The organism is Mesorhizobium sp. B4-1-1 (assembly GCF_006439375.1).
Lineage (GTDB): Bacteria > Pseudomonadota > Alphaproteobacteria > Rhizobiales > Rhizobiaceae > Mesorhizobium.
The window spans coordinates 1-24,298 of the sequence record NZ_VFTH01000028.1 but is presented as its reverse complement, the minus strand read 5'-3'; the positions used below and the strand labels follow the sequence as shown (position 1 = coordinate 24,298).

25 protein-coding genes and 1 pseudogene are annotated in these 24,298 nt (G+C 64.5%); 15 read left to right on the top strand and 11 right to left on the bottom strand.

Annotated features, from left to right (window positions below):
- Positions 1–37 precede the first annotated feature (37 nt).
- Complete coding sequence (locus FJW10_RS30590) at positions 38–202, bottom strand: hypothetical protein (protein WP_181177681.1); 165 nt, start codon at positions 200–202, stop codon at positions 38–40.
- Between the two features lie 274 nt (positions 203–476).
- Here FJW10_RS30590 and FJW10_RS27155 point away from each other — a divergent pair, with 274 nt between their 5' ends.
- Positions 477–1,397, top strand: a complete 921-nt coding sequence (locus tag FJW10_RS27155) for an SMP-30/gluconolactonase/LRE family protein (protein ID WP_140902354.1) — start codon at positions 477–479, stop codon at positions 1,395–1,397.
- 159 nt (positions 1,398–1,556) lie between these two features.
- Positions 1,557–1,763 carry a 4-oxalocrotonate tautomerase family protein gene (locus tag FJW10_RS27150; RefSeq protein WP_013892236.1) on the top strand — a complete coding sequence of 69 codons (207 nt, stop codon included), beginning with the start codon at positions 1,557–1,559 and terminating at the stop codon, positions 1,761–1,763.
- Positions 1,764–1,980: 217 nt separating this feature from the next.
- On the opposite strand, the gene FJW10_RS27145 is transcribed toward FJW10_RS27150, so the two are convergent.
- The 9 genes and pseudogenes from FJW10_RS27145 to FJW10_RS27105 form a co-directional block, all read right to left on the bottom strand.
- On the bottom strand, positions 1,981–2,517 hold the full coding sequence (locus tag FJW10_RS27145) for an NADPH-dependent FMN reductase (protein ID WP_140902353.1): 537 nt from the start codon (positions 2,515–2,517) through the stop codon (positions 1,981–1,983).
- A gap of 37 nt (positions 2,518–2,554) precedes the next feature.
- Positions 2,555–3,058, bottom strand: a complete 504-nt coding sequence (locus FJW10_RS27140; RefSeq protein ID WP_181177680.1) for an MSMEG_1061 family FMN-dependent PPOX-type flavoprotein — start codon at positions 3,056–3,058, stop codon at positions 2,555–2,557.
- Between the two features lie 43 nt (positions 3,059–3,101).
- Positions 3,102–3,281, bottom strand: a pseudogene (locus FJW10_RS27135) (pyridoxamine 5'-phosphate oxidase family protein); the annotation flags it as partial.
- Positions 3,282–3,371: 90 nt separating this feature from the next.
- Positions 3,372–4,028, bottom strand: coding sequence for a septation protein A (locus tag FJW10_RS27130; RefSeq protein ID WP_140902352.1), 657 nt, complete (start codon positions 4,026–4,028; stop codon positions 3,372–3,374).
- Between the two features lie 63 nt (positions 4,029–4,091).
- Positions 4,092–5,813 (bottom strand): signal recognition particle-docking protein FtsY, encoded by a 1,722-nt coding sequence (ftsY, locus tag FJW10_RS27125; RefSeq protein ID WP_140902351.1) that lies wholly within the window; start codon positions 5,811–5,813, stop codon positions 4,092–4,094.
- Positions 5,814–5,826: 13 nt separating this feature from the next.
- Positions 5,827–7,152 (bottom strand): tRNA (N(6)-L-threonylcarbamoyladenosine(37)-C(2))-methylthiotransferase MtaB, encoded by a 1,326-nt coding sequence (gene mtaB / locus FJW10_RS27120; protein WP_140902350.1) that lies wholly within the window; start codon positions 7,150–7,152, stop codon positions 5,827–5,829.
- Positions 7,152–8,036, bottom strand: coding sequence for a diaminopimelate epimerase (gene dapF, locus FJW10_RS27115; RefSeq protein ID WP_140902349.1), 885 nt, complete (start codon positions 8,034–8,036; stop codon positions 7,152–7,154). The genes mtaB and dapF overlap by 1 nt, the downstream gene beginning before the upstream one ends.
- 117 nt (positions 8,037–8,153) lie before the next feature.
- Positions 8,154–8,315, bottom strand: coding sequence for a DUF1328 family protein (locus FJW10_RS27110; RefSeq protein ID WP_140684323.1), 162 nt, complete (start codon positions 8,313–8,315; stop codon positions 8,154–8,156).
- 60 nt (positions 8,316–8,375) lie between these two features.
- On the bottom strand, positions 8,376–9,383 hold the full coding sequence (locus FJW10_RS27105) for an MBL fold metallo-hydrolase (RefSeq protein WP_140902348.1): 1,008 nt from the start codon (positions 9,381–9,383) through the stop codon (positions 8,376–8,378).
- Positions 9,384–9,511: 128 nt separating this feature from the next.
- On the opposite strand from FJW10_RS27105, the gene FJW10_RS27100 reads away from it, so the two are divergent.
- The 3 genes from FJW10_RS27100 to zapE all read left to right on the top strand — a co-directional run bounded on the left by FJW10_RS27100 (position 9,512) and on the right by zapE (position 11,990).
- On the top strand, positions 9,512–9,949 hold the full coding sequence (locus tag FJW10_RS27100) for a VOC family protein (RefSeq protein ID WP_140902347.1): 438 nt from the start codon (positions 9,512–9,514) through the stop codon (positions 9,947–9,949).
- Between the two features lie 194 nt (positions 9,950–10,143).
- Positions 10,144–10,719, top strand: a complete 576-nt coding sequence (locus tag FJW10_RS27095; protein WP_246674380.1) for a protease inhibitor Inh/omp19 family protein — start codon at positions 10,144–10,146, stop codon at positions 10,717–10,719.
- A 68-nt stretch (positions 10,720–10,787) separates the two neighbouring features.
- Positions 10,788–11,990 carry a cell division protein ZapE gene (gene zapE, locus FJW10_RS27090; RefSeq protein ID WP_140902346.1) on the top strand — a complete coding sequence of 401 codons (1,203 nt, stop codon included), beginning with the start codon at positions 10,788–10,790 and terminating at the stop codon, positions 11,988–11,990.
- Positions 11,991–12,017: 27 nt separating this feature from the next.
- On the opposite strand, the gene FJW10_RS27085 is transcribed toward zapE, so the two are convergent.
- The gene (locus FJW10_RS27085) at positions 12,018–12,446 is read right to left on the bottom strand and encodes a GNAT family N-acetyltransferase (RefSeq protein ID WP_140902345.1); all 429 of its coding nucleotides are present in this window, start codon (positions 12,444–12,446) and stop codon (positions 12,018–12,020) included.
- 211 nt (positions 12,447–12,657) lie between these two features.
- Between FJW10_RS27085 and mdh the strand changes: the two genes are divergently transcribed.
- The 10 genes from mdh to lpdA all read left to right on the top strand — a co-directional run bounded on the left by mdh (position 12,658) and on the right by lpdA (position 24,219).
- Positions 12,658–13,626, top strand: a complete 969-nt coding sequence (gene mdh / locus FJW10_RS27080) for a malate dehydrogenase (RefSeq protein ID WP_140902344.1) — start codon at positions 12,658–12,660, stop codon at positions 13,624–13,626.
- 26 nt (positions 13,627–13,652) lie between these two features.
- Positions 13,653–14,846, top strand: a complete 1,194-nt coding sequence (gene sucC, locus FJW10_RS27075; protein WP_140902343.1) for an ADP-forming succinate--CoA ligase subunit beta — start codon at positions 13,653–13,655, stop codon at positions 14,844–14,846.
- Positions 14,847–14,850: 4 nt separating this feature from the next.
- The gene (locus FJW10_RS27070; RefSeq protein ID WP_140902342.1) at positions 14,851–15,222 is read left to right on the top strand and encodes a cupin domain-containing protein; all 372 of its coding nucleotides are present in this window, start codon (positions 14,851–14,853) and stop codon (positions 15,220–15,222) included.
- 50 nt (positions 15,223–15,272) lie between these two features.
- On the top strand, positions 15,273–16,175 hold the full coding sequence (gene sucD, locus FJW10_RS27065; RefSeq protein WP_140835986.1) for a succinate--CoA ligase subunit alpha: 903 nt from the start codon (positions 15,273–15,275) through the stop codon (positions 16,173–16,175).
- A gap of 137 nt (positions 16,176–16,312) precedes the next feature.
- Entirely contained in the window at positions 16,313–19,300 is a 2,988-nt protein-coding gene (locus FJW10_RS27060; protein ID WP_140785789.1) for a 2-oxoglutarate dehydrogenase E1 component, read from the top strand.
- Between the two features lie 61 nt (positions 19,301–19,361).
- On the top strand, positions 19,362–20,636 hold the full coding sequence (odhB, locus tag FJW10_RS27055) for a 2-oxoglutarate dehydrogenase complex dihydrolipoyllysine-residue succinyltransferase (RefSeq protein WP_140707184.1): 1,275 nt from the start codon (positions 19,362–19,364) through the stop codon (positions 20,634–20,636).
- Positions 20,637–20,706: 70 nt separating this feature from the next.
- Positions 20,707–21,438, top strand: a complete 732-nt coding sequence (locus FJW10_RS27050) for a DUF4241 domain-containing protein (RefSeq protein WP_140902385.1) — start codon at positions 20,707–20,709, stop codon at positions 21,436–21,438.
- A complete protein-coding gene (locus FJW10_RS27045) occupies positions 21,438–21,950 on the top strand; it encodes a hypothetical protein (RefSeq protein WP_140902341.1) in 513 nt (170 codons plus the stop codon). The genes FJW10_RS27050 and FJW10_RS27045 overlap by 1 nt, the downstream gene beginning before the upstream one ends.
- Positions 21,947–22,702, top strand: a complete 756-nt coding sequence (locus tag FJW10_RS27040) for an SDR family oxidoreductase (RefSeq protein ID WP_140902340.1) — start codon at positions 21,947–21,949, stop codon at positions 22,700–22,702. The genes FJW10_RS27045 and FJW10_RS27040 overlap by 4 nt, the downstream gene beginning before the upstream one ends.
- 110 nt (positions 22,703–22,812) lie before the next feature.
- A complete protein-coding gene (gene lpdA, locus FJW10_RS27035; RefSeq protein WP_140902339.1) occupies positions 22,813–24,219 on the top strand; it encodes a dihydrolipoyl dehydrogenase in 1,407 nt (468 codons plus the stop codon).
- Positions 24,220–24,298 lie beyond the last annotated feature (79 nt).

The window sequence follows — 24,298 nt, the reverse complement described above, 5'->3', positions numbered from 1 at the left end:
CGAACGTGACCGGCGCGCTCAACGGTCGAAAAAAGGATCAGCCGTAGATCTGCTTGTGGACCTGATAGAGCATTTCCGAGCGGTCGGCGCGCAGATCGGCGAGATCGCGGCTGGACAGGTTCTCGATTTCGGCGACAAGTCGGTTGTAGTGGCGGCGCTTGGCCATGCTGGCGCGGGCGCGGGAGACAAGATTGTCGAACATGACAGGGTTCCTTCTTAGTTGTTCCTCCCTGACGATTACGAGGATGACATAGGAATGGTGCGATGCAAAAGAAAGATGTTGCAATGCACCATTGCATTCAGCGCATAGCCGGTTAACCCAGCCTTAACAGGCAATGCGCCGCACGCGGCCCGCGCCGGCCGGGCTTCACGCAGTTCTCATCTGTTTTGTCATACAAATTACGGCCTGCCGTCTTGCCAGATCGCCTTCGGGCTGGCTTGATCCGCCCGTCACGTGAATGCCGGGAGGAACATGCATGGCGGCCGCAGACTATTACGAAGTTCTCGATCCGCGCTTCGCGCGCCTGTTCAACGGCAGCGCGCAGGTGGAAAAGCTGTTCACCGGCTGCCGCTGGGCGGAAGGGCCGGCCTGGTTCGCCGCCGGCCGCTATGTCGTCTGGTCGGACATCCCGAACAACCGCATGCTGCGCTATGACGAGACCGACGGCAGCGTCAGCGTGTTCCGCCAGCCGTCCGGCAATTCCAACGGCAATACCGTCGACCGGCAGGGGCGGCTGGTGACCTGCGAGCATTCCGGCCGCCGCGTCAGCCGCACCGAGTTTGACGGCTCGGTCACCACCATCGCCGACAAATGGAAGGGCAAGCGGCTGAACTCGCCCAACGACGTGGTGGTACGCTCCGACAGCTCGATCTGGTTCACCGATCCGAGCTACGGCATCGACACCGATTATGAGGGCGACAAGGCCGAAAGCGAGATCGGTGCCTGCAATGTCTATCGCGTCGATCCCGAGACGGGCGATGTCGAGGCCGTCATCACCGACATGGTGCGGCCGAACGGGCTTGCCTTCTCGCTCGACGAAAGCCTGCTCTACGTCGTCGACACCGGCCGCACGCATGGCGAGAAGAACCCGGCGCATGTGCGCGTCTTCAACGTCGGCAAGCATGGCAGGAAGGTTTCCGGCGGCAAGGTCTTCGCAGACTGCACCGCCGGCCTGTTCGACGGGTTCCGGCTCGATTCCGCCGGGCGCATCTGGACGAGTGCCGCCGACGGCATCCATTGCTATGATCCGGACGGCACGCTGATCGGCAAGGTCAAGGTGCCGGAAGTGACCGCCAACTGCGTGTTCGGCGGCAACAAGCTCAACTGTCTCTACATCGCCGGCACCACCTCGCTCTATATGGTGCGGCTGATGGTGAATGGGGCGAAAACCTATTGAAGGTTCTGCAGGCGCTTCTTCGGCCATTCCTGGCCTTTCTGCGCATCCCAGCAGCGCCCGCGGCGCTGCGGCTCCCGCAACCACCGCCATCCGCTTTGCCGGAGCGAATTGCCAAACCGTCGCCTGACGCCAAACGCAAGAACCCACGGGGAGAACATCATGCCATTCGTCAACATCCGCATCGTCAAGGAAGTGATCGCCGCCGATCCGGCCGGCAAGAAGGCTGACATCGCCAAGAAAGTGACCGCGGCCATCATGGACGCCACCGGGCTCGGCAATGACGATGTCTGGGTGGTGTTCGAGGAGGTCAACGCCCGCGACTGGTATGTCGGCAAGACCGATGTCGAGACGCTGCGGAAGGGATAGGGCGCAGCAGGTTGGGGTGCCTGCGAGGTTCTTTCGGCGACGGCGAGATATGGGCGCTTCCCTTCGCGTTCGTCATCCTCGGGCTTGACCCGAGGATCCATTCCGTGACCTTCGACGTCGAGCGCAACGGTGCAGAATTCTGTAAGCGTTGCAACGCCTTAGCGTCAGGGTCTGCGCCGCGTCGCTTCGCTCCTTGCTCCGCCCTAGAATGACGACCTTATGTTTGTCCGCGAATAAAACCCGCAAAACCCCGCACCGCCTCACGCATCGCCCGCCGGTTCGCATCCTCCGCCAGGATCGCCTCCATCTCCGCCGGCTTCTTGCCCAGCAGCGCGATCTCGAGCGCCCTCTCCTCATGCATCGCGAACGACATCGTCCGCATGATCTCGGCCAGCGCCGCACGGGCGTAGAGCGAGCGGGGCGAAGCGTGCACCAGCATGGCCGGCTTGCCGACGGCGGCGTCGCGCGATACCAGCCAGTCGAGCGCGTTCTTCATGCCGCCGGGCACGCCATGCGCATATTCGGGACAGGAGACGATAATGCCGTGGCTCCGAGTGACGGCGTCGATCAGCCGAGCGGCTTCCGCAGGCGTCCGCTCGCCTTCGTCGTCGGGGTTGAAGATCGGCAGCCGGCCGAGCCCGTCATAAACGGCCACCCGGCAATCCGGAGGCGCGTTGGCGGCAAGGGCTGCGACCAGCGCCGAATTGGTCGAGGCGGCGCGCAAGCTGCCGGAGATGGCGAGGATATCGATCAAAGGGGTGGCCAAGAGAACGGATGGGTCGTTCCGGATGCTACCACAGGGTCTTCCGGTAATCCTCGTCCAGATCGCGGTCGATGTCGCCGGCGGTCTCGGCCAGCGCCAGCTGGTCGCGGATGATCTGGCGGCCGAGCGTCGGCAGGGTCGCGCGGTCGTACCAGGTCTCCGGCTTCCACAGATCCGAGCGCATGAAGGCCTTGGCGCAGTGCATATAGGCGGCCTTGACCGTCACCACGATGACGCTTTGCGGCTCCTTGCCGTCGACCGCGAGGCGTTCGCGTAAGACAGGATCGACGGTGATGCGGGCATCGCCGTTGACGCGCAGCGTCTCGTTCATGCCGGGGATGAGGAAGAGCAGCCCGACCGACGGATTGCGGATGATGTTTTCCAGCGTGTCCAGCCGATTGTTGCCGGGGCGATCGGGAATGGCGATGGTGGAGTTGTCGAGGATGGCGGTGAAGCCGGGCTTGTCGCCCTTACAGCGCCGCGCGTCCTTTGGACGCGCAAAGGACGCTGTAACACTTTTGATTTGGCGCATGATCCTTTCCGAAAATCGATTTCGATTTTCGGGGTCATGCGCTAGGCGTCACGTCGGCGTTGCCGGCGCCGTCGGAGGAGCCGATCAGCACGAAGGGGCTCTTGCCGATGAAGGAGCGGCAGTGGCCGTCGAGGCTTTTGAGCTCCTTGCGGATCGAGCCGTCGGTCGGTCGGGGCGTCTTGTAGATCGTCCTCAGCTCGTCGTGCGTGGTGAGGAATTCCATGCCGTCCCCCTCTTATTCTGGCGCAATTCCGCACGGATGTTACGGCGAAGTCGCCGAACACAACCGGCAGCCACTTTTCCTGGAACTGCTCTAATTCCCGGCCTTCTCTTCCTTGGCTTTTTCCTCCAGCGAGTGGCGCATGATCAGCGGCATCTGGCTGAAGGTGAACAGCAAGGTGATCGGGATCGTGCCCCAGACCTTGAAATAAAGCCAGGTCGCCTCGGAAAAGTTGCGCCAGACGACCTCGTTGAGCACGGCCAGAAAGAGGAAGAACAGGCCCCAGCGGAAGGTCAGCTTGCGCCAGCCCTCGGCATCGAGCTGGAAGGCGGAATCGAAAACGTAACCAAGGAGCGACCGGCCGAACAGCAGCCCGCCGAGCAGCGTGACGCCGAACAGCGAGTTGATGATCGTCGGCTTCATGAAGGCAAAGGTCTTGTCCTGCAGGTAAAGCGCCAGCGCGCCGAAGACGAAGACGACGATCGCCGAGACCAGCGGCATCAGCGGCAGGCTGCGCGTCAGCAGCCAGGAGACGCTCAGCGAAAGCGCCGTCGCGACCATGAAGAAGGCGGTGGCGATCAGGATCGGCTCGCCGAGGTGGCTGAGTACCGGGAATTTCTCGGCCAGCCATTCGCCGCGGATGGTGGTGAAGAAGAACACGAGCCCTGGCCCAAGCTCGAGCAGGAACTTCAAGCCGGGGTTGATCGGCTTGCGGCGAGGATCGGACGGGTCGCGTTCGAGGATATTCATAAAAGTCCTTCTTGCGCATGATCTGGCCGAAAAGCAGGCGGCCTTTCCAGATCGCGCCTTTGTTCAAGCCACGCCGGCGATCGCCCTGGCGAATTCGCTGGCGGAAAACGGTTCGAGGTCGTCGACCTGCTCGCCGACGCCGATGAAATAGACCGGCAGCCGATGCTTGGCGGCGATCGCCACCAGAATACCGCCGCGAGCCGTGCCGTCCAGCTTGGTCATCACCAGCCCGTTGACGCCAGCGACGTTGCGGAAGATCTCGACCTGGTTCAGCGCGTTCTGGCCGGTGGTGGCGTCGACCGTCTGCAGCACCGTGTGCGGCGCTTCCGGATCGAGTTTGCCCAGCACACGCACGATCTTTTCCAGCTCCGCCATCAGCTCGGTCTTGTTCTGCAGCCGGCCGGCGGTGTCGATGATCAGCACGTCGGAGCCGGCCTCCTTGGCCTTCTCGAAGGCGTCATAGGCGAGGCCCGCCGCATCGGCGCCGAGTTTCGAGGCGACGACCGGCGATTTCGTCCGCTCGCCCCAGATCTTCAACTGCTCGATCGCGGCGGCGCGGAACGTGTCGCCGGCTGCCAGCATCACCTTGAGGCCGCCATCGGTGAGCTTGGCGGCAAGCTTGCCGATGGTGGTGGTCTTGCCGGTGCCGTTGACGCCGACGACCAGGACGACATGCGGCTTGTGGCTGAGGTCGAGCTCGAGCGGTTTTGCCACCGGCGTCAGCACCTTCTCCACCTCCGCCGCCATCACGGCGCGGACTTCCGAGTCCGAGACATCCTTGCCGTAGCGGCTCGAGGCGAGAGAATCGGTGACGCGCAGCGCCGTTTCCACGCCGAGATCGGCGCGGATCAGCACGTCCTCCAGGTCCTGCAGCGTCTCCTCGTCCAGCTTTCGCTTGGTGAAGACGCCGGCAATGTTGCCGGTAAGCTCGCGCGAGGAGCGGGCGAGCCCTTCGCGCATGCGCTGAAACCAGGAGCGCCGTGGCGCCGGCTCCGGCGCCTTTACCGGCTCGGCCTTTTGCTCGACCTTTTTTGAGACCGTCACCTTGCCGGCAGAGGGTGTGGGCTTTGGCGGCGGCGGCACAGCCTCCGGTTCCGGCGCGATCTCGGCCAGGATCGGCTGCGGCTCGACAGGCGCCGGCTGTCGAATAGGAGGCGAGATTTCCGCGGCAGCTCCGGCGGATGGTTCTGCAGAAGGCGCCTCCGCTGGCGGCACCTCGATCGGCACCGGCGTATCGGCGGGAATCTCGCTGGGCGGCGTCGGTACTTCGGCCGGTGCCGGCTCAGGCAGCGGTTCCGGACGCGAGGGCTCGATTTCCGGCTGAGCCGGCGCGGGTGCGGGCACTTCCTGCGGAGCAGGTTCAGGCGCCGGCGTCGGCGCGGGTAAAGGCTCAGGTCGCGCGGGCGGCACTTCTTCGGGCGCCGGCGGCTCGGGCTTCTCAGGCGCCGGTTGCGGCTCTTCTTCCGGTTCAGATTGCGGCAGCGGTTCCGGCTCGTCGGGAACGATCGGCTCGGGCGTCGGTGGGACAGTCGGAGCGGGCTCGGGCTTCGGCTCTTCAGGCAGAGCGGGAGCAAGCTCAACAGCGGGTTCGCTCGCCGGCGCGGCCTCCGCCACGGACTGCTGCTCGTCGCGCGCCAAAAGTTCCGGCGCAGCCTGCTCGGCCTCGGGCTTCAGCGCTTCGAGCGCGTCCCATTTGATCGGCGGCAGCGGGGCCGTCTCGTCGGCGCGCTCCTCGACGACCTCTTTCCTGCCGAACGAAAATATCTTCTTGAAAAAACCAGCCATGCGTCTCGCGTTCTCAGGCCGCTTGCGCGGCAAAGGGCGCCGCAATCAGTCGGGCGCCGTCATGGCCGGCGATCACGGCATCGACGATCTCCCCGGGCACGCCGGTGTCGATCGCGGCCAGCGTGAAACCCTCGGTGCGGCCAAGTCCGTCGCGCTCGACCAGGATCGACTGCCGCGTGCCGGCAAGCGACGAAAGGTGACGACGATAGGCGGCATCGCCGGCGGCGCGCAGCCTTGCGGCGCGCGCCTTCACCACCTCGCGCCGGACCTGGGGCATGCGCGCTGCGGGCGTGCCTTCGCGCGGGCTGAACGGAAAGACGTGGAGATGCGTCAGCCCGCATTCCTCGATTATTCTTTCCGAATTCTCGAACATCGCCTCGGTCTCGGTCGGGAAGCCGGCGATGATATCGGCGCCGAAGACGATTGCAGGACGCAGCTTGCGCACGTCCTCGCAGAAGCGGATCGACTGGTCGCGCAGATGCCGGCGCTTCATGCGCTTCAGGATCATGTCGTCGCCCGACTGCAGCGACAGATGCAGATGCGGCATCAGCCTCCGCTCCGTGGCGATGGCGTCGAGCAGGTCGTCATCGGCCTCGATGGAATCGATCGAGGACAGCCGCAGCCGCTTCACGTCCGGCACCTGGCGCAGGACCGTCTTCACCAGCTTTCCAAGCTTTGGGCTACCGGGCAGGTCGGCGCCGAAGCTGGTCATGTCGACACCGGTCAAAACGATCTCGGCATAGCCGTTGCCGGAGAGCCGCTTCACCTGCTCGACCACCGCGCCCATCGGCACGGAGCGCGAATTGCCGCGGCCGTAAGGGATGATGCAGAAGGTGCAGCGATGGTCGCAGCCGTTCTGGACCTGCACGAAAGCGCGCGCCCGGCCCTCGATGGCGTCGACCATGTGGCTTGCCGTCTCGCGCACGGAAAAGATGTCGTTGACGCGCGCCTTCTCGGTGTCGTTGACGCCGAAATCGGGCAGCGCGCGGTAGGAGTTGGCCTTGAGCTTTTCCTCATTGCCAAGCACCAGGTCGACCTCCTCCATGGCGGCGAAATTCTGCGGCTCGGTCTGCGCCGCGCAGCCGGTGACGATGATGCGGGCCGAGGGGTTCTCGCGGCGCGCCTTGCGGATCGCCTGCTTGGCCTGGCGCACGGCTTCCGCCGTGACGGCGCAGGTGTTGAAGATGACGGCGCCGCCCTGAAGCGCGCCGAGGCCGGCGCTTACGGCCTCGCGGCGCATCACTTCCGATTCATAGGTGTTGAGGCGGCAGCCGAAGGTGACGACGTCGATACCCTTGCCGGTGGGGCCTTGGGGCGCGCCCTTTTGAAGGGCGGACATCAGGCTGCGCTTTCGGTGTCGCGGGCCCAGGCGCCGGTCGAGGGATCGAAGCTGCCGGAAAATTCCCATTCGGCCGCGCCGGTCAGGATAACGTGGTCGTCATCGCGCCATTCGACATTGAGCTCGCCGCCGCCCGGCGTCAGCAGCGAAACGCTGCGGCCGGTGCGCCTGGTGCGGGCGGCCGCGACCACGGCAGCGCAGGCGGCCGAGCCGCAGGCCTTGGTCAGGCCGGCGCCGCGCTCCCAGGTGCGGATGATCATGGTTTCAGGCGACGTCACCTGGGCGATGGTGATGTTGGCGCGTTCGGGAAAAATCGGATGATTCTCGAGCAGCGGGCCGAAGCGCTCGAGCTCGTAGGACCAGACATCGTTGTCGACCCAGAAGATGGCATGCGGGTTGCCCATCGAGAGCGCCGAGGGCGAATGCAGCACCGGGGCGTCGATCGGGCCGATCTGCAATTCGATCATGCGGGTGTCGCGGAATTCTTCCGCCAGCGGGATCTCCTGCCAGCCGAAGCGCGGCTTGCCCATGTCGACCGAGATCGAGCCGTCGGCATGCTCCTGCGCATTCAGGATGCCCGCGCGGGTCTCGAAGGCGAAGCTCTTGTTGCCCGTCTCGGCCGCCAAAGCCTGCACTACGCAGCGCATGCCGTTGCCGCAGGCCTGCGCACCGGTGCCGTCGGAATTCAGGATGTCGACATAGTAGGCAGTGCCCGGCGTCTTCGCATCGTGGATCGCCATAATCTGGTCGAACTTGGTCGCCGCGTCGCCGTTGAGGGCGATCGCCGCCGCGGCCGTCACCTTGTCGGCACGGCCGCGCATATCGGCGACGATGATCTCGTTGCCGATGCCGTTCATCTTGGCGAAGGGGGCGGTGCCTGCCATCTAACCGGTCATTCCAATCCGTTTGGGCGCTATATGGCGGAAACGGGCGGGAATTACCAGTCCAGCCAAGTGGCGACGACCAACAGGTCGCGCCTACGACGACCAAGAGGGTCGCGCTTAAGTTACTGCAAAGACGCCGAGCACGATCAGGAGGAAGATGATCAGCACGACGCCGATGAGGATGCGCGCGCCGGTGGCGGCCGCGCCGGCCAAAGCCGGCATGCCGAGCAGGCTCGCGGCGGCGGCAATGATGAGAAGGATGATGATCCACTTGATCATGGGAAGCTCCGGCGAAATTGCGTCGCCGGATCAACGCCTTTGGCCGGTTTGGGTTCCTTGTCAGGCGCGCGGTATATCCCAGACCTCACCGGGACGCATGGCGCGGAAACGCTCCGGCGGCAGGTCCTGCGCCTGCAGCGCTTCGGCCAGTTTTTTTGCAGGCTCCTCGATCGGCTCGTCGGTGAGATGGAATGTGCCCCAATGGCAGCCGGCGGCGTGAGCCGCATTGCACTGCTTCATGCCCTGAACGGCTTCCTCCGGGTTCTGGTGCTGCGGCGCCATGAACCAGCGCGGCTCATAGGCGCCGATCGGCAGGATGGCGAGGCGGAAGCCGCCATGCTTTTCTCCCATCAGCCGGTAATTGATGCCGTCATGAAAACCGGTGTCGCCGGCGAAATAGATATTGCCCGCCGCCGTGTCGATGACGAAGCCCGCCCACAGCGCCATGCGGCGGTCGCGCCCGCCGCGCGCCGACCAGTGGTGTGCCGGCTCGATGTGGATGGCGGCCGCGCCGACGCTCAACCTGTCGCCCCAATCATGCACGCTGAGCCGCATGCCGGGCGCCGCGCGGCCGATGATGGCGTCGTTGCCGAGCGGCGCGAGCACCAGCGGGTCGTGGCTCTCTTTCAGCCGCTTCAGCGTGGCGAGGTCGAGATGGTCGTAGTGATTGTGGCTGATCAGGACCAGGTCGATCGGCGGCAGGTCGGCAAAGGCAATTCCCGGCGCATTGACCCTCCTGGGCCCGGCGAAGGCGAAAGGCGAGGCGCGCTCCGACCAGACCGGATCGGTCAGGATGTTCAAGCCCGCCGTCTGGATGAGCAGCGAGGCATGGCCGACCATGGTGAGCCTCAACGCGCTGCCTTCCACCCGTACGTCCGGCTTGGCCGGGGGATAGGGGCTCGGAAAGGCGGGCGGCCATTTCGCCCGCCCGCCGCCGAATTGCCATTTGAGGAGATCGGTGAAGCGCCCGGGCGGCTTGCCGCCGGGATTGAAGAACAAGGCGCCGTCGAAATGATCGCTGGACGGCCCGCTGTAGTAGCGATTGGCGGCTCCTGTTCTCGCGGCCATCCTGTCTCCCGCCCGTTTGTGTCGTTTCCTGAGATAAGGACGCGCCTGCCTGGCGCAAGCATTTTTGCCGGCGAATGCCAATGGCCGAAGCCCGGCTCGTCTAGGATCGGGAGACAGGGGTGATCGCCATGGCAATGAAGCGAACCAAGACACCGTGGATGAAGGCCGAGGATTTCGGCCGCTCGCTGCCGCATGGGATCGGCGTCAACCTGTTGGTCACCGACATGACGGCGATGGAGGCTTTCTGCCGCGACGTGCTTGGCGCCCGGATCATCTATGCCGACGAGGACTTTGCGGCGATAGGGCTTCTGGGCTCAATCTTCATGCTGCATGCCGACCATTCCTACCTCGACAATCCGATGACCGGTATCACGGCGGGCGCCGAGACACGCGGGGCCGGCATAGAGCTGCGGCTTTACGGCGCCGATCCGGATGCGGTCGAGAAAAAGGCGGCCGCGCTCGGCCACATCGTACTGGCCGGCTCGATCGACAAGCCGCATGGCCTGCGCGAATGCTATATCGTCGGCCCGGACGGTTATGTCTTCGTGCCGAGCGCTCGGATTTAATGCTCCATTTCAACAGCTTAGGAGACTGTTCCGGCATTTTCCCGGCTTTGGCTCCCCGCTGCGATAAATTTGCAACAGCTGGCTCGAAAACCCTATTTTAACCATATCAGGTTGAAATTCTGCCACCTTCGCCATCTTGGTGAAGCAGAGATTACGCGGATGGCTCCCCCCGGCCGGATCCGACGGAGGTTTTGATGAATTTTTCGATGACCCGCCCCTTTTCGCGGCTCCACTTCTTCTCGAAGAGTGGCCTCGTGGCCGTATCGCTGGCCGCGCTGGTTGCGAGCGGCTGCTCGACCTCGCGCTTCTCGTCGATGGACGACCAGCAGCCGGCGCCGCTGACACCGGCGCCCTCCGGCACGGTGACGCAGAATCAGCTGCCGCCGCCGGCTTCCCCCGGCGCCACCGATCCGTCGCAATTCCCGACCGCTCCGAAGAACACCCAGGTCGCCTCGCTGCCGCCGGATGGCACGGCGCCTGCCGGCGCCACCGATCTCACCGCGGCCAGCGTCGCCGGGGTCTGGAACGTCAATGTCTCCGGGCAGAGCTGCAAGGTGGCGACGCCGCAGACCAAGTTCGGCGCCGGCTACCGCGCCGGTCCGCTGCACTGCCCGGCTCCGATCGACGGCATCAAGTCGTGGAACGTCGCCGGCAAGCAGCTGACGCTTTACGACGAAAACGGCGGTACGCTGGCCAGGCTCTATTCGTCGGGCGGCGAAAAGTTCGACGGCCAGACTTCCAGCGGACAGCCGATCTCGCTTACAAGGTGAGCGAAACCGACTATTGCTTCCACGCAATTCCGGGCGGAAAGCCGGAATTGCTCCAGCTGACGTGACCCATGCATCTTCGCGACGGTATCCAGACTCATGCGACCGTCAGGCAGCGCTATGACCATCTTGTCCAGAGTGGCGCGGTCGAGCGCGACCCGGCGCAGGAGCGCGTCGTCGCGGCGCTCGACCGGCTGACCGAAGAGATCTCGGCAAAAAGGCTGGCGCACAAATCGAGCGCGCTGGGCTGGCTGTTCGCCGCCAAGCGGCAGCCGCGCGAGCCGGTCAAGGGCCTCTACATCCATGGCGGGGTCGGTCGCGGCAAGACCATGCTGATGGACATGTTCTTCGAATTGCTGCCGGTCCGGCGCAAGCGCCGCGTGCATTTCAACGACTTCATGGCCGATGTGCAGGACCGGATCCAGAAGCACCGGCAGGCGCGCAAGGAAGGCATGGTCAGAGAAGACGACCCGATCCCGCCTGTGGCCCGGGCGCTGGCCGACGAAGCCTGGGTGCTGTGCTTCGACGAGTTCTCCGTCACCGACATCGCCGACGCGATGATCCTGTCGCGGCTGTTCTCGGCGCTGTTCGCCAGCGGCGTGGTGCTGGTCGCCACCTCCAACGTGGCGCCGGAGAACCTCTATCGCGACGGGCTGAACCGCCAACTCTTCCTGCCGTTCATCTCGCTGCTCCAGCGCAACGCCCATGTGATGACGCTCGATGCCGAGAAGGACTACCGGCAGGAAAAGCTCAACCGCCAACCGGTCTACGTCACGCCGGACGATGCCGCGGCCGAGTTCGCGCTGGACGAAGCCTGGAAGGCGATGACGTATGGCCAGCCGGCCGGCGAAGTCACGTTGACGCTCAAAGGCCGCCACCTCGTCGTGCCGCGCGCCGCCGGCGACGCCGCGCGCTTTTCCTTTGCCGACCTTTGCGAAAAGCCGCTCGGCGCGCGCGATTATCTGGCGATCGCCGGCCGCTTCTCGACCGTGTTCATCGACCACGTGCCGGTGCTTGGCGAAGGCAAGCGCAACGAGGCCAAGCGCTTCATCCTTTTGATCGACACGCTCTACGACCACCATAAGCGGCTGGTGATGAGCGCCGCGGCGCCTCCGCAAGGGCTCTATACGGCCAAGCGCGGCACGGAAGTGTTCGAATTCGAGCGCACCGCCTCGCGCCTGGTCGAGATGCAGAGCCGCGACTGGCTGGACGGGTGGGCGGAGCGGCGGAAGGACGAGTCGGCGACCGCCGAGGCAAGACAGGCGCAGGCGTAGCCAGGACGGCAAGCGCTCTCGGCAGCCTTAAAGCCGATACACATACATCACGAAATCCTCCGCCTTCCCATGCAGCTCCTTCCGCGTTTCATAGAGCGCCCGCGCCGGCTCGTTGTCGGGCTCGGTGCCGACCCAGGCTTCCTCGCAGCCATGCTCGCGGCCGATCTCGAACATAGCGTCGAGCATTTTTCGGGCGATGCCTTGCCGTTGGAACGGCGGCGCCACGCCTACCTCGTCGATGTAAAGCTCGCTTACCTTGTCGGGATGGCGGTGGATGACGGCGGCGCATTGGCCGACCACGGTTTGGTCGACTGTGGCCACGATCATGAAATGGCCGGGCGAGCCGAGATAGGCGGCGAGGCGGTCGGGCCGCACCGGCGCGTCGAACACATCGTCAGCCACCAGCATCACAAGGGCGTCATCGCCGGGATGAAGTCTTCTGATTTCGACGTTCATTGTGTAAGTTCTCCTCAGTCGGCTCACAAACTTTGACGTTTACGTAATTCCCGATGCATCTAACCGATTGAAAATGTTGGGCTCAAAATAATCGTTTGAATTTCTTCCGTGCCGGAGTTATTCGGTGCGGCCAAATCTCGCGGTTTCCCGCATCCTTTCGGCTTCCCTGGCCCGTCACGACTTCGTCACAGACAAAGGAAAACATCCTCACATGGCACGCAACAAGATAGCGCTCATCGGCTCGGGCATGATCGGCGGCACGCTCGCCCATATGATCGGCCTCAAGGACCTCGGCGACGTGGTGCTGTTCGATATCGCCGAGGGCATTCCGCAGGGCAAGGGCCTCGACATCGCGCAGTCTTCTCCTGTCGACGGGTTCGATTCCAGGCTGACCGGCGTCAACGACTATGCCGGCATCGAAGGCGCGGATGTGTGCATCGTCACCGCCGGCGTGCCGCGCAAGCCCGGCATGAGCCGCGACGACCTTCTCGGCATCAATCTGAAGGTCATGGAACAGGTCGGCGCCGGTCTCAAGAAATATGCGCCGAAGGCTTTCGTCATCTGCATCACCAATCCGCTCGACGCGATGGTCTGGGCGCTGCAGAAGTTCTCCGGCCTGCCGACCAGCCATGTCGTCGGCATGGCTGGCGTGCTCGACAGCGCCCGTTTCCGCTACTTCCTGGCCGAGGAATTCAAGGTTTCGGTCGAGGACGTCACCGCCTTCGTGCTCGGCGGCCATGGCGACTCGATGGTGCCGATGATCCGCTATTCGACCGTGTCGGGCATCCCGCTGCCCGACCTCGTCAAGATGGGCTGGACCTCGAAGGAGAAGCTCGACCAGATCGTGCAGCGCACGCGCGACGGCGGCGCCGAGATCGTCGGCCTGCTCAAGACCGGCTCGGCCTATTACGCGCCGGCGGCCTCGGCGATCGCCATGGCCGAATCCTACCTCAAGGACAAGAAGCGCGTGCTGCCCTGCGCGGCGCACCTCTCGGGCCAATACGGTATCAAGGGCACCTATGTCGGCGTGCCGGTGGTGATCGGCGCCGGCGGCGTCGAGCGCGTCATCGAGATCGACCTGTCCAAGGCCGAGCAGAAGATGTTCGATTCCTCGGTGGCGGCCGTGCAGGGCCTGACCGAGGCCTGCACCAAGATCGCCCCGCATCTCGCCGGCAAGTAAAACGTCCTTCCCCGGAGACCAAGCGCATGAACATCCATGAGTATCAGGCCAAGGCGCTGCTGAAGACGTTTGGCGCGCCGGTCGCAAGCGGCGTTCCGGTGTTCAAGGCGAGCGAGGCCGAGGCCGCCGCCAAGGCGCTGCCCGGCCCGCTCTATGTCGTGAAGAGCCAGATCCATGCCGGCGGCCGCGGCAAGGGCAAGTTCAAGGAGCTTGGCCCCGACGCCAAGGGCGGCGTGCGGCTGGCAAAGTCGGCGGCCGAAGTGGTCGCCAACGCCAACGAGATGCTCGGCCACACGCTGGTGACCAAGCAGACCGGTCCGGCCGGCAAGCAGGTCAACCGCCTCTATATCGAGGACGGCGCCGACATCGAGCGCGAGCTCTATCTGTCGATCCTTGTCGACCGTTCCGTCGGCCGCATCGCCTTCGTCGTCTCGACTGAGGGCGGCATGGATATCGAGACGGTCGCGCACGACACGCCCGAAAAAATCGTCACCGTCGCCATCGACCCGGAAAAGGGCGTGAGCGCCGACGACGTGAAGAAGCTCAACGCCGCGTTGAAGCTGGACGGCGACGCGGCCAAGGATGGCGGCACGCTGTTCCCGATCCTCTACAAGGCCTTCGTCGAGAAGGATATGAGCCTGCTCGAGGTCAACCCGCTGATCGTCATGAAGGACGGCCATCTTCGCGTGCTCGACGCGAAAGTCTCGTTCGACAACAACGCGCTGTTCCGCCATCCGGACGTGATGGAACTGCGCGACACCACCGAAGAGGACGAGAAGGAGATCGAGGCGTCGAAATACGATCTCGCCTATGTCGCGCTCGACGGCAATATCGGCTGCATGGTCAACGGCGCCGGCCTCGCCATGGCGACGATGGACATCATCAAGCTTTATGGCGCTGAGCCGGCTAACTTCCTCGACGTCGGCGGCGGCGCTTCGAAGGAAAAGGTCACGGCGGCGTTCAAGATCATCACCAAGGATCCGGCCGTCGAAGGCATCCTGATCAACATCTTCGGCGGCATCATGAAGTGCGACGTCATCGCCGAGGGCGTGATCGCCGCGGTCAAGGAAGTCGGCCTGAAGGTGCCGCTGGTGGTGCGGCTGGAAGGCACCAATGCCGAGCTCGGCAAGAAGATCATCAACGACAGCGGCTTGAACGTCGTCTCGGCCGACGACCTCGACGACGCGGCCAAGAAGATCGTCAAGGCGGTTAAGGGCTGAACGGATGCCCCCGCGCAAGATAAACCTGGTCGAGGCGGCGGATCAGAAGATCACCAAGGTCTTCGATCCGCATATCGCCGGCGACGTGAACGATGCCCAAGCCAAGGTCGCCAAGTTCGGCGAGGTCTTCGACTGGCATGCGCATGAGCATGAAGACGAGGCCTTCCTCGTGCTGCGCGGTAGGATCGCCATCGATTTCCGCGACGGGCCGGTCGAACTCGGCGAGGGCGATTTCATCGTCGTGCCGAAAGGCACCGAACACCGGCCGCGCTCGCTCAGCAAGGAGCCTGTCGTGCTGATGTTCGAGCCGGCGACGACGCTCAACACCGGCAATGCCAAGAGCGACCTCACCGTCGCCGATCTCAAGCGGCTGTGACCATGACCGCGCAGTCTTCCACGACCAACGGTTTTTAGAAAAGGGCCACCATGTCCATTCTCGTCGACAAGAACACAAAGGTGCTGGTGCAGGGCCTGACCGGCAAGACCGGCACGTTCCACACCGAGCAGGCGCTGGCCTATCACGGCACCAAGATGGTGGGCGGCATCCACCCCAAGAAGGGTGGCGAGACCTGGACCGGCGCGAAGGGCGAGAGCCTGCCGATCTTCGCCACGGTGGCCGAGGGCAAGGCAAAGACGGGCGCCAACGCCTCCGTCATCTACGTGCCGCCGGCGGGCGCGGGCGAAGCCATTATCGAGGCGATCGAGGCCGAGATCCCGCTGATCGTCTGCATCACCGAAGGCATCCCGGTGATGGACATGGTCAAGGTCAAGGCGCGGCTCGACCGCTCCACCTCGCGGCTGATCGGCCCGAACTGCCCGGGCGTGCTCACCCCCGACGAATGCAAGATCGGCATCATGCCCGGCAACATCTTCCGCAAGGGCTCGGTCGGCGTTGTTTCGCGCTCGGGAACGCTTACCTATGAGGCAGTCTTCCAGACCACCAATGTCGGCCTCGGCCAGACCACGGCGGTGGGCATCGGCGGCGACCCGGTCAAAGGCACCGAATTCATCGACGTGCTGGAGATGTTCCTCGGCGACGACGAGACCAAGTCGATCATCATGATCGGCGAGATCGGCGGCTCGGCCGAGGAAGACGCCGCGCAGTTCCTCAAGGACGAAGCCAAGCGCGGCCGCAAGAAACCGATGGCGGGCTTCATCGCCGGGCGCACGGCGCCGGCCGGCCGAACCATGGGCCATGCGGGCGCGGTGATCTCGGGCGGCAAGGGCGGCGCGGAAGACAAGATCGCGGCGATGGAATCGGCCGGCATCAAGGTTTCGCCATCACCTGCGCGGCTCGGCACGACGCTGGTCGAGGCGATCAAGGGTTAAGGCAGTAGTGAGTAGTCAGTAGTGAACAGGGAAGAACGGGCGAGTAGCAGCTGAGCGGGAATTTCCATCGTTCTACTCACTACTGACTACTCACTATTCCCCTCGAAAGGAGACGGAGCCAGGCTCCGCAGACGAAAATGGCAAGACAAGATCAGGCCAACGACCAATTCTCGCTCACCTCATTCCTCTATGGCGGCAATGCCGACTATATCGACGCGCTCTACGCCGCCTATGAAGACAACCCCGCCTCCGTCGATCCGGAGTGGCAGGACTTCTTCGCGGCGCTGAAGGACGACGCGGGCGATGTCCGCAAGAACGCCAAGGGCGCCTCCTGGGCGAAGCCCTCCTGGCCTCTGACGGCCAATGGCGAGCTGGTCTCGGCGCTCGACGGCAATTGGGGGCTGGTCGAGAAGGCGATCGAAAAGAAGGTGAAGGGAAAGGCGGTCATCAACGGCGCCGTGCTTTCCGACGCCGACGTGCACCAGGCGACGCGCGATTCCGTGCGCGCCATCATGATGATCCGCGCCTACCGCATGCGCGGCCATCTGCACGCCAATCTCGACCCGCTCGGCATCGCCAAGCCGCTCGAGGATTACAACGAGCTGTCGCCGGAGAATTACGGCTTCACCGAAGCCGACTACGACCGGCCGATCTTCCTCGACAATGTGCTGGGGCTCGAATTCGGCACCGTGCGGCAGATGCTGGACATCCTGGCCCGTACCTATTGCTCGACGCTCGGCGTCGAGTTCATGCACATCTCCGACCCGGAAGAGAAGGCCTGGATCCAGGCGCGCATCGAAGGCGCCGACAAGGAGATCACCTTCACCGCCACCGGCAAGAAGGCGATTCTGTCGAAGCTGGTCGAGGCAGAGGGCTTCGAGCAGTATATCGACGTCAAGTACAAGGGCACCAAGCGTTTCGGCCTCGACGGCAGCGAGTCGCTGATCCCGGCGCTGGAGCAGATCGTCAAGCGCGGCGGCCAGCTCGGCCTGAAGGAAATCGTCCTCGGCATGGCGCATCGCGGCCGCCTCAACGTGCTTTCCCAGGTGATGGCGAAGCCCCACCGCGCCATCTTCCACGAGTTCAAGGGCGGCTCGGCCGCGCCCGACGAGGTCGAAGGCTCGGGCGACGTGAAGTACCATCTCGGCGCCTCGTCGGACCGCGAGTTCGACGGCAACAAGGTGCATCTGTCGCTGACGGCCAATCCCTCGCATCTGGAAATCGTCGACCCCGTCGTGATGGGCAAGGCGCGCGCCAAGCAGGACCAGCTCGCCGGCCGCGAACGTGGCGAGGTCGTGCCGCTGTCGGAGCGCGCCAAGGTGATGCCGCTGCTTTTGCATGGCGACGCCGCCTTTGCCGGCCAGGGTGTGATCGCCGAAATTCTCGGCCTGTCCGGCCTGCGCGGCCATCGCGTCGCAGGCACGCTGCATTTCATCATCAACAACCAGATCGGCTTCACCACCAATCCGCGCTTCTCGCGGTCTTCGCCCTATCCGTCGGATGTGGCCAAGATGATCGAGGCGCCGATCTTCCACGTCAACGGCGACGATCCGGAAGCCGTGGTGCATGCCGCCAAGGTCGCGACCGAGTTCCGCATGAAGTTCCACAAGCCGGTGGTGGTGGACATGTTCTGCTACCGTCGCTTCGGCCACAATGAGGGCGACGAGCCGGCCTTCACCCAGCCGATCATGTACCGCAACATCCGCACCCATAAGACCGTGGTGCAGGTCTATGCCGACAGGCTGATCGCCGAGGGCCACGTCACCCAGGCCGAGGTCGACAAGATGCGGGCCGACTGGCGCGCGCATCTGGAAGCCGAATGGGAAGTCGGGCAGCACTACAAGCCCAACAAGGCCGACTGGCTGGACGGCGCCTGGTCGGGCCTGCGCACCGCCGACAACCAGGACGAACAGCGGCGCGGCAAGACCGCCGTGCCGGTGCGCACGCTGAAGGAGATCGGCAAGAAGCTGACCGAGGTGCCGAAGGATTTCGAGGCGCACAAGACCATCCTGCGCTTCCTCGAGAACCGCCGCCAGGCGATCGAGTCCGGCGAAGGCATCGACTGGTCGACAGCCGAGGCGCTGGCCTTCGGCGCCATCCTGCTCGATGGCAATCCGATCCGGCTTTCCGGCCAGGATTCGGAGCGCGGCACCTTCTCGCAGCGCCATTCGGTGCTTTACGACCAGCGCGACGAGAACCGCTACATCCCGCTCAACAATCTGTCGGCGGCGCAGGCCGGCTACGAAGTCATCAACTCGATGCTGTCGGAAGAGGCGGTGCTCGGCTTCGAATACGGCTACAGCCTGGCCGAGCCCAAGGCGCTGACGCTCTGGGAAGCGCAGTTCGGCGACTTCGCCAACGGGGCCCAGGTCGTGTTCGACCAGTTCATCTCGTCGGGCGAGCGCAAGTGGCTGAGAATGTCGGGTCTGGTCTGCCTCTTGCCGCATGGCTATGAAGGCCAGGGGCCGGAGCATTCGTCGGCGCGCCTGGAGCGCTTCCTGCAGCTCTGCGCGGAAGACAACATGCAGGTCGCCAACGTCACCACGCCGGCCAACTATTTCCATATCCTGCGCCGGCAGTTGAAGCGCGACTTCCGCAAGCCGCTGATCCTGATGACGCCGAAGTCGCTGCTGCGCCACAAGCGGGCGGTGTCGACGCTTCCGGAAATGTCGGGCGAAAGCTCGTTCCACCGCCTGTTGTGGGACGATGCGCAACTGCTCCCCAACCAGCCAATCAAGCTGGTGAAGGACTCCAAGATCCGCCGTGTCGTGCTGTGCTCGGGCAAGGTCTATTACGACCTCTACGAAGAGCGCGAGAAGCGCGGCATCAACGACATCTACCTTTTGCGCGTCGAGCAGCTCTATCCGTTCCCTGCCAAGGCGCTGATCACAGAGCTGTCGCGTTTCCGCAACGCCGAGATGGTGTGGTGCCAGGAAGAGCCCAAGAACATGGGCGCCTGGTCGTTCATCGATCCCTATCTCGAATGGGTGCTGGCGCATATCGACGCCAAGCATCAGCGGGTGCGCTACACCGGCCGGCCGGCCTCGGCCTCGCCGGCGACAGGGTTGATGTCGAAGCATCTCAGTCAGCTGGCCGCGTTGCTCGACGATGCTCTCGGTGAATAGGGCGCTTGGTGAATAAGCAGACCTGACGAAACAGACCTCAAGAAGACAACGGACAGGCACAATGGCTACCGAAATCCGCGTCCCCACTCTCGGCGAATCCGTCACCGAGGCGACTGTCGGCAAGTGGTTCAAGAAGGTCGGCGACGCGATCGCCGCGGACGAGCCCCTGGTCGAGCTCGAAACCGACAAGGTGACGGTGGAAGTGCCCGCCGCGGGCGCCGGAACGCTGGCCGAGATCGCCGTCAAGGAAGGCGAGACAGTCAATGTCGGGGCGCTGCTCGGCTCGATTTCGGCGGGCGGCGCGGCCCCTGCGACCAAGCCGCAGGCAGTCGCCCAGGCCTCCAGCCCGGATGCCGCATCCACCGGCAAGCAGGCTGCGGCCGAAACCGCCAGGATCGCTGGCGATGCCGGCCAGATCGAGCCGCGCACCATGCCGCCGGCGCCTGCCGCCGCCAAGCTGATCGCGGAGGCCAATCTCTCGGTCGACCAGTTGTCCGGCTCCGGCAAACGCGGCCAGGTGCTGAAGGGCGACGTGCTCGACGCCATCGCCAAGGGCGCGCCGTCGCAGCCGGCCGAGACGCCGAAGGCTGCTCCGGCGCCGGTCGTTGCCCGGGCGCCGTCCTCGACCGAGGATGCGCCGCGCGAGGAACGCGTGCGCATGACCAAGCTGCGCCAGACCATCGCACGCCGCCTGAAGGAGGCGCAGTCGACCGCCGCCATGCTCACCACCTTCAATGAGGTGGATATGAGCGCGGTGATGGCGCTGCGGTCCAAGTACAAGGACGTGTTCGAGAAGAAGCATGGCGTGAAGCTCGGCTTCATGGGTTTCTTCACCAAGGCGGTGACGCATGCGCTGAAGGAGATCCCGGCGGTCAATGCCGAGATCGACGGCACCGACATCATCTACAAGAATTTCGCCCATGTCGGCGTTGCTGTCGGCACCGAAAAGGGCCTCGTCGTGCCGGTGGTGCGCGATGCCGACCAGATGTCCATCGCCGAGATCGAGAAGGAGATCGGCCGGCTTGGGCTGGCGGCGCGAGACGGCAAGCTGTCGGTCGCCGACATGCAGGGCGGCACGTTCACCATCTCCAACGGCGGCGTTTACGGCTCGCTGATGTCGACGCCGATCCTGAACGCGCCGCAGTCCGGCATTCTTGGCATGCACAAGATCCAGGACCGGCCTGTGGTGGTCGGCGGCCAGATTGTCATTCGTCCGATGATGTATCTGGCGCTCAGCTACGATCACCGCATCGTCGACGGCAAGGAAGCGGTGACCTTCCTGGTGCGCGTCAAGGAAAGCCTGGAAGATCCCGAGCGGCTGGTGCTCGATCTGTGATCGGATCGGTCGTGCCGTGAGCAGCCGGCTGGAAAGGTTCGGGTTCGGGCTCAGCCGGACGGTGCGCGGCATGCGGCGGAGTTTCCGGCGCGGCATCGTGATGCTTGGCCTCTCCGCGGCCATCCCATCGCCGGCAATCGCCGCCGACTGGGATCCGGCGACGGCGAGCAGCAATTTCGGCATCTTTGCGCTCTCCGATGCGCAATTGGCGGAGCGCAAGATCACCGTCGCGCCGATCGGCGAGCTGGAACTGCCGACAGGCGAGATCATCGCCTGCGATCCCCTGATCACGACCGACGACTGGCCGGCGCTGGCCCGCAAGGTGAAGCCGGGGCGCTATCCGGTCATGATGTTCGAGGCGCAGGGCCGCGTCGCCGCCGCATTCCTTCGCTTCCGTTCCGGCGTGCCCGTGCGCTGGGAGCTTGCCCTTCTGCCGGGACAGGACGTTTCGACGCTGAACGGCGACGAGATCTTCGGCTATCCAGTCGATGCCGGCCTCGGCTCGTTCATGGACAAGGCCGCGATGGCCTTGATGTCGGGGGCGCAGGACAAGCTCAAGCCGGATCAGAACTATTATGACGATGTGCTGGCGGCGGAGTTCGCGCCCAACCAGGACCGGTTCGTCATGCACCATCCGGACGCCGGCAATCCGGTCAACGTCGCGATGTTCTGGAGCGGCTGGGGCGATGGCTTCTATCCGTCTTTCTGGGGGCTGGACGCGGGCGGCGAGCCGGTGGTCCTGATGACCGATTTCGGCGTGTTGGAAAATGCCGACGGCCGAGAAGGCGACCAGGCCAAGTGATGACGAATGCCGCCGCGCCCATGATCGGATTTGTGGCCGGATCGCTGGCCCTGACGGCGGCGAATTCCGGCGCGCAGGCTGCCTGCCCGATCCAGCTCGCCGTCTATGGCGAGGCGCAGAGCGGCGCCGAGATCGACTTCACCGCGGCCGGCACCTCGGCGACGATGACCAACGCCTTTCGCATGATCCTCGACAACAATGTCGTGCTCGACGGCATCGCGATGTGGACCGAAGGCAGCGCCGCGCGGCCGCATGGCTCGCTGATGTACAAATGCCCGACGGGCGACGTCACCGGCGAGGAGCTTGCCGCCTGCACCGTCTGGGAAGGCGTCATCTACAGCGCCGACGACAAGGGCATGATCGGCCTGCTGCCGGCCGAAGGCGCCGATGCGCCGAAAAGCCTGATCTTTCCCGATCTCGGGCCGTCGCTCGAAATGTCGGCCGCTTATGGCCCCGCCGGCTTCTCCAAAGTGCCGTGGGACATCTTCGTGCTGAAAGGCTGCCAGGAATGAGCGTGGACAGGAAGACACTGCTGGTCACGGGCGGCAGCCGCGGCATCGGCGCGGCCATCTGCCGGCAGGCAAGCGAGGCTGGTTATCGCGTGGCGGTGAATTACGTCTCCAGCCGGTCGGCTGCCGATGCTCTTGTCGCCGAACTCAAAGCCGCTGGCGGCGACGCCTTCGCCGTCAAGGGCGATGTCGGCAACGAGGCCGATGTCATCGCAATCTTCGAAGCCGTGGACCAGGCCTTTGGCCGGCTCGACGCTTTCGTCAACAATGCCGGCATCGTCGACGTCAAGGCGCGGGTCGACGAGATGAGCATGGCGCGGCTGGAGCGCATGATGCGCATCAATGTCGTTGGTTCCTTCCTGTGCGCCCGCGAGGCGGTGAAGCGCATGTCGATGAGGCATGGCGGCAAGGGCGGCGCCATCGTCAACATCTCCTCGGCGGCGGCCAGACTGGGCTCGCCCGGCGAATATGTCGACTACGCCGCCTCGAAAGGCGCGATCGACACCATGACCATCGGGCTCGCGCGGGAAGTCGTGCTCGAAGGTATCCGCGTCAACGCGGTCAGCCCCGGCATCACCGAGACCGAAATCCACGCCTCGGGCGGCCAGCCAGACCGCGTGGCGCGGATGCAGGACGCGCTGCCGATGAAACGCGCGGGAACGGCGGATGAAGTCGCGAGCGCGGTTCTCTATCTTCTGTCGGACGCGGCCTCCTATATAACGGGCACGATCCTCAATGTGAGCGGCGGCCGCTGAAGCAATTCCAGAAAAGTGCGTAGCGGTTTCCCGGTTCGAATTGCGTACAAGGAAACAATCTGGAGTGGTTCCTATCCGGACCGCTCCGGCGCCAGGACAAGGAAAAAGACATGGCTTATGACGTCGTTATCATCGGATCGGGGCCCGGCGGCTATGTCTGCGCCATCAAGGCGGCGCAGCTCGGGCTGAAGACGGCGGTGGTCGAGAAGAACGCCACCTTCGGCGGCACCTGCCTCAACATCGGCTGCATCCCGTCGAAGGCGCTGCTCTACGCCTCCGAGATGTTCGCCGAAGCCGGCCACGCCTTCGATACGCTGGGCGTCGAGATACCGGCGCCGAAGCTCAATCTGAAGAAGATGATGGCGCACAAGGACGCGACGGTCGCCTCCAACGTCAACGGCGTCGCCTTCCTGTTCAAGAAGAACAAGATCGATTCCTTCCGCGGCACCGGCAAGGTGGTCGGGGCCAGCAAGGTTTCGGTGACCGGCGAGGACGGCAAGGTCGAGGAGATCGAGACCAAGAACATCGTGATCGCCACCGGTTCGGACGTCGCCGGCATTGCGGGCGTCAAGGTCGATTTCGACGAGAAGGTGATCGTCTCCTCCACCGGCGCGCTGTCGCTGGCCAAGGTGCCGGCCAGCCTCGTGGTGGTCGGCGGCGGCGTCATCGGGCTGGAGCTCGGCTCGGTCTGGGCAAGACTCGGCGCCAAGGTCACGGTCGTCGAGTTCCTCGACACTATCCTCGGCGGCATGGACGGCGAGGTGTCGAAACAGTTCCAGCGGCTGCTCTCCAAGCAAAGCTTCGAGTTCAAGCTCGGCGCCAAGGTCACAGGCGTGGCCAAGGCCAAGAAGGGCGCGACCGTCACCTTCGAGCCGGTCAAGGGCGGCGCGGCGGAAACCATCGAGGCCGATGTCGTGCTGGTCGCCACCGGGCGGCGCCCCTATGCCGACAGTCTCGGATTGAAGGAAGCCGGCGTCGAGCTCGACGAGCGCGGCCGGGTCAAGACCGACGGGCATCTCAGAACCAATGTGCCTGGCATCTATGCCATCGGCGACGTCATCGCCGGACCGATGCTGGCGCACAAGGCCGAGGATGAAGGTGTGGCAGTCGCCGAGACCATCGCCGGGCAGGCCGGCCATGTGAACTACGACGTCATCCCGAGCGTCGTCTACACCAGCCCGGAGATCGCTTCGGTCGGCAAGACCGAGGAAGAGCTGAAGAAGGCCGGCATCGACTATAAGGTCGGCAAATTCCCGTTCAGCGCCAATGGCCGCGCGCGCGCCATGCTGCACACCGACGGCTTCGTCAAGATCCTGGCCGACAAGACCAGCGACCGCGTGCTCGGCGTCCATATCGTCGGCTTCGGCGCCGGCGAGATGATACACGAAGCGGCGGTGCTGATGGAATTCGGCGGTTCGTCCGAAGATCTCGCCCGCACCTGCCACGCGCATCCGACGATGTCGGAAGCGGTGAAGGAAGCGGCGCTGGCTACCTTCTTCAAGCCGATTCATATCTGATCGCGCTAGAGCGGTTCCTGCTTTGACGGAATCGAGGGGGATTCCGTATCCACGGTTTTTGTGATTCAAAATGCTGGCT

What these genes read in the sequence shown, in the direction of transcription:
- ftsY (WP_140902351.1), bottom strand. Translation starts at nt 5,813, where the DNA reads ATGGCTGGTTTTTTCAAGAAGATATTTTCGTTCGGCAGGAAAGAGGTC.
- FJW10_RS27060 (WP_140785789.1), top strand. Translation starts at nt 16,313, where the DNA reads ATGGCAAGACAAGATCAGGCCAACGACCAATTCTCGCTCACCTCATTC.
- FJW10_RS27155 (WP_140902354.1), top strand. Translation starts at nt 477, where the DNA reads ATGGCGGCCGCAGACTATTACGAAGTTCTCGATCCGCGCTTCGCGCGC.
- zapE (WP_140902346.1), top strand. Translation starts at nt 10,788, where the DNA reads ATGCATCTTCGCGACGGTATCCAGACTCATGCGACCGTCAGGCAGCGC.
- FJW10_RS27130 (WP_140902352.1), bottom strand. Translation starts at nt 4,028, where the DNA reads ATGAATATCCTCGAACGCGACCCGTCCGATCCTCGCCGCAAGCCGATC.
- FJW10_RS27070 (WP_140902342.1), top strand. Translation starts at nt 14,851, where the DNA reads ATGCCCCCGCGCAAGATAAACCTGGTCGAGGCGGCGGATCAGAAGATC.
- FJW10_RS27085 (WP_140902345.1), bottom strand. Translation starts at nt 12,446, where the DNA reads ATGAACGTCGAAATCAGAAGACTTCATCCCGGCGATGACGCCCTTGTG.
- FJW10_RS27105 (WP_140902348.1), bottom strand. Translation starts at nt 9,383, where the DNA reads ATGGCCGCGAGAACAGGAGCCGCCAATCGCTACTACAGCGGGCCGTCC.
- sucC (WP_140902343.1), top strand. Translation starts at nt 13,653, where the DNA reads ATGAACATCCATGAGTATCAGGCCAAGGCGCTGCTGAAGACGTTTGGC.
- mtaB (WP_140902350.1), bottom strand. Translation starts at nt 7,152, where the DNA reads ATGTCCGCCCTTCAAAAGGGCGCGCCCCAAGGCCCCACCGGCAAGGGT.
- lpdA (WP_140902339.1), top strand. Translation starts at nt 22,813, where the DNA reads ATGGCTTATGACGTCGTTATCATCGGATCGGGGCCCGGCGGCTATGTC.
- sucD (WP_140835986.1), top strand. Translation starts at nt 15,273, where the DNA reads ATGTCCATTCTCGTCGACAAGAACACAAAGGTGCTGGTGCAGGGCCTG.
- mdh (WP_140902344.1), top strand. Translation starts at nt 12,658, where the DNA reads ATGGCACGCAACAAGATAGCGCTCATCGGCTCGGGCATGATCGGCGGC.
- FJW10_RS30590 (WP_181177681.1), bottom strand. Translation starts at nt 202, where the DNA reads ATGTTCGACAATCTTGTCTCCCGCGCCCGCGCCAGCATGGCCAAGCGC.
- odhB (WP_140707184.1), top strand. Translation starts at nt 19,362, where the DNA reads ATGGCTACCGAAATCCGCGTCCCCACTCTCGGCGAATCCGTCACCGAG.
- FJW10_RS27140 (WP_181177680.1), bottom strand. Translation starts at nt 3,058, where the DNA reads ATGCGCCAAATCAAAAGTGTTACAGCGTCCTTTGCGCGTCCAAAGGAC.
- FJW10_RS27050 (WP_140902385.1), top strand. Translation starts at nt 20,707, where the DNA reads ATGCGGCGGAGTTTCCGGCGCGGCATCGTGATGCTTGGCCTCTCCGCG.
- FJW10_RS27040 (WP_140902340.1), top strand. Translation starts at nt 21,947, where the DNA reads ATGAGCGTGGACAGGAAGACACTGCTGGTCACGGGCGGCAGCCGCGGC.
- dapF (WP_140902349.1), bottom strand. Translation starts at nt 8,036, where the DNA reads ATGGCAGGCACCGCCCCCTTCGCCAAGATGAACGGCATCGGCAACGAG.
- FJW10_RS27095 (WP_246674380.1), top strand. Translation starts at nt 10,144, where the DNA reads ATGAATTTTTCGATGACCCGCCCCTTTTCGCGGCTCCACTTCTTCTCG.
- FJW10_RS27110 (WP_140684323.1), bottom strand. Translation starts at nt 8,315, where the DNA reads ATGATCAAGTGGATCATCATCCTTCTCATCATTGCCGCCGCCGCGAGC.
- FJW10_RS27045 (WP_140902341.1), top strand. Translation starts at nt 21,438, where the DNA reads ATGACGAATGCCGCCGCGCCCATGATCGGATTTGTGGCCGGATCGCTG.
- FJW10_RS27150 (WP_013892236.1), top strand. Translation starts at nt 1,557, where the DNA reads ATGCCATTCGTCAACATCCGCATCGTCAAGGAAGTGATCGCCGCCGAT.
- FJW10_RS27100 (WP_140902347.1), top strand. Translation starts at nt 9,512, where the DNA reads ATGGCAATGAAGCGAACCAAGACACCGTGGATGAAGGCCGAGGATTTC.